The 2901-nt window shown below is 47.9% G+C and carries 3 protein-coding genes; all 3 read right to left on the minus strand.

Going from position 1 to position 2901, the window contains the following annotated elements; translation table 11 throughout:
* Window positions 1-136 precede the first annotated feature (136 nt).
* Window positions 137-1021: an N-formylglutamate amidohydrolase gene (locus ACEW8P_RS24265; protein WP_373515646.1), complete on the minus strand. Its 885-nt coding sequence runs from the start codon at window positions 1019-1021 to the stop codon at window positions 137-139.
* A gap of 137 nt (window positions 1022-1158) precedes the next feature.
* Window positions 1159-2256: an endonuclease/exonuclease/phosphatase family protein gene (locus tag ACEW8P_RS24270; protein ID WP_373515647.1), complete on the minus strand. Its 1098-nt coding sequence runs from the start codon at window positions 2254-2256 to the stop codon at window positions 1159-1161.
* A 108-nt stretch (window positions 2257-2364) separates the two neighbouring features.
* Window positions 2365-2901: TonB-dependent receptor domain-containing protein (locus ACEW8P_RS24275; protein ID WP_373515648.1), on the minus strand; the 537-nt coding region annotated here is incomplete at its 5' end.

The following is a 2901-nucleotide window of genomic DNA, read 5'->3' on the forward strand; positions in this document are numbered from 1 at the left end:
CTTTTGTAGCGATAAACACAGATGTAAGGCATCAATTTCTCGATGTACATCTCCCCGTCACCGGGTAGTTCTTCGCTTACGGATTGCTCTTCCGCCAATCTTTTACATACGCTTTGTATGGTTGTATTTTCGATCATCAAATGTGTTCTGTGAATTCCTTTACCTGTAATGGAATAAGTTCTTTCAAATGATCTTCAACAGAGCGTACTACTTCCGGGAAAATAGTTCCGGTTTCTTCATCGCAATATATCTTGGAGATTTCCGTGGCTAATACCAGGGTATTGTCGAAGTTTTCCGTGATGTACTTCAACAGATAACCGTTTCCCTGAAATGTGTCGTTGATTCCCGAAGAAGATTCAATCCCATTGGGCAAATCCATACTACCCAATTTTTGGCTCCATGACGTCGCCAAATCCCCAAAACGTTCATTATCTATGTTGGTAGTTCCTAAATTCCAAGTGGGAACCACACGATCCCATCGTTTCCAATTGTAACTGTGCATATCGAAAACAATAGCCTTTCCGTATTTTTTTTCAACTTGGTTGACAAGAGCGTCGATCACTTTATAAAAAGCCTGATGTTTGTCCAAGCTGTGGCGGCGTTCTTCCTCCGAAAGTGGGGTGTCCCATAACTTTTTACCCCAGGCATCTTCGTATATGGCTTTTTCAGGTTCGCGATTCAGATCGTATTCGAATCTACTGTCAAGCCCCGCAATAACTATGGGGTGCGATTGTACCATTTCTTTGGTACAAGGGTCTTCTTCGTACCATCGTTGGTATTCCGTATGTAAGCAATTTTCCCACAATGATTTCCTAAACTGATGGCCGTCATGAACCGCCGTGCAGAGGTAAGGGGCGTACTCCCCGACTTTGATAACAAAGGAATAATCGTCCGAAACAGCTTCAAAAGGGGTTCGATTTTCAATTCTCTTTATAATTTCCGATACGGAAAGCTTATACATGTTTTGGACTGTTTCTGATTCTTTCAATGGCGAGGCGTCCTCATCTCCTAAAAAGATCATGCCTTCCGTAGAACTTCTCTCTAACCGATAGCCAGGATCGTCTCAGTCGGTCGATTGAGCACGAGGCGATTACGTCCTGATTGCATATCAGGCCGAGCGAATGTTAAAAACTGCCGCTAAAATTTTACTTACTCCTATTACTCTTTGCCCGCATCGGCTTTTCCCTTCTTGATCGCTTTGCTGGCTTCTTGCTGGGTGTCTTCTTCTTCTTTGACCTTAGGTTGGTCATCCGCATTTTCGGGTTCGTAGCTCAGTTTGATATACATCGGGAAGTGATCGCTCCCTACCTTATCGCCTCGTTCCATTTTGATCAGCTTGAAATGAGGACTGTGAAAAATATGATCGAGCGGCCAACGAAACAGGGGTAATTCAGCATTGAAGGTATTGTAAAATCCCCTTCCCCGTCGCGGGTCGAGATATCCGCTGACTTCCTGAAACAAGGCCGTTGTCTCAGACCAGGCCACATCGTTGAAGTCTCCGGCCACGATCACACCTCCTTTTTCTTTTCTCGCCTCTCGCCCTACCATGATTATCTCAGCGTCACGCTCGCGGCTGTCGTCGTCTTCTCCCGGCACAGGTGGGCGCGGGTGCACGATAAACAGATGCACCCATTCGCCTGATTTAAGCTGCACCTTGGCCCGGATAGAAGGAAGATCTGGCTCAAGCAAGTACCTTACCTTTGCCTGATCGAGCGGCAGCTTCGAGTACAAATGCATTCCGTAGGTGTTATCGAGCGGAACAGCTATCCGATGAGGGTACTTTGCGTCCAGCACAGATAAAGCCTCCTGCCAGACACTGTCTGATTCGGTAGTTATGACAATGTCCGGCTGATACTCAGCTACTCTGTCAAGTACCTTTTGGTAGTTGTCACTGGGTTGTAAAACATTACAAATGAACAAGCTAACACTGGTAGTAGCACTGGCAGCTTTCTGCGATTTCAGAACCTGCTGCGAACCCAGGACTGTGTATGGTGCCGCCTTGTATGCCTGTACAGAAATGACCCCGATTAAAAGTACTGCGAAGAGGTAACTCACGCGATCCCTTTTGAAATAAAATACGAAGTACCAAATCAGCGCCAGCACGGCTACGAAGAACGTTTGGAGCCTTGGATAGTCAAACACGCGCACGTACCATTCTTTGGAGGGAAAGAGGGGTATGACCGTTGCGAGTACGGCGATAGAGACCAGAAGAATAAAGAATCCCAGGACGGGATATCGCAGATAGTTTTTTTTCAATTAGTCAATGGTTGAGTAACAAGGAGCGGCCAAAGCGTACGGTACTACCTGCCGGGTTATATATAATCATTCCAACGAAAATATCCGGCAGTTACGAAAATACTTTATTCAAATCCCCACCAACCACCCCACATAAACTACCCGCCCAATCGCCGCCGAGCCGTAGGCAGATACGGCATTGGCATTCGTCAGATTTGTTCCGCCCAAGCGCAGCAAACTTTTCAGAGCGGGTAGTTTGTAGCCGATTTGGGCATCCAAAGTACCGAAAGGATCAATATATCCCTCATCAAAGGGCATAAAGAAGGTGTAGCCCGTTTGGTAACGGTAGTTGAGGCTGTACATGAATCGGTCGCGGGTTCCGTCCAGGCCGATATTTACTTTGTGGGTCGGCGTGTTGAAGCCCAGAATCAGCCCCTTCGTGTCGCCTTCGTTGATGTGTGACCAGGTATAGTTGCTGTACAGGTGGAGTTTTTGCGGTGTGTAGTAGTCGGCGGCAAGTACCACGCCCTGGGTATTCACGGCCTTGTCGGCATTGGCCCACACCTGAATCAGACGGCCGCGGGTGCGGTCGGTGGCAGGTTTGGCGAAGTCGCCCGACGGAGCGGGGAAAGGCGCGCCTGCTATGGGCAGGCCGTCCTCACGGCC

This window comes from Persicitalea sp. (assembly GCF_041751555.1).
In the GTDB taxonomy this organism is placed as follows: Bacteria; Bacteroidota; Bacteroidia; order Cytophagales; family Spirosomataceae; genus Persicitalea.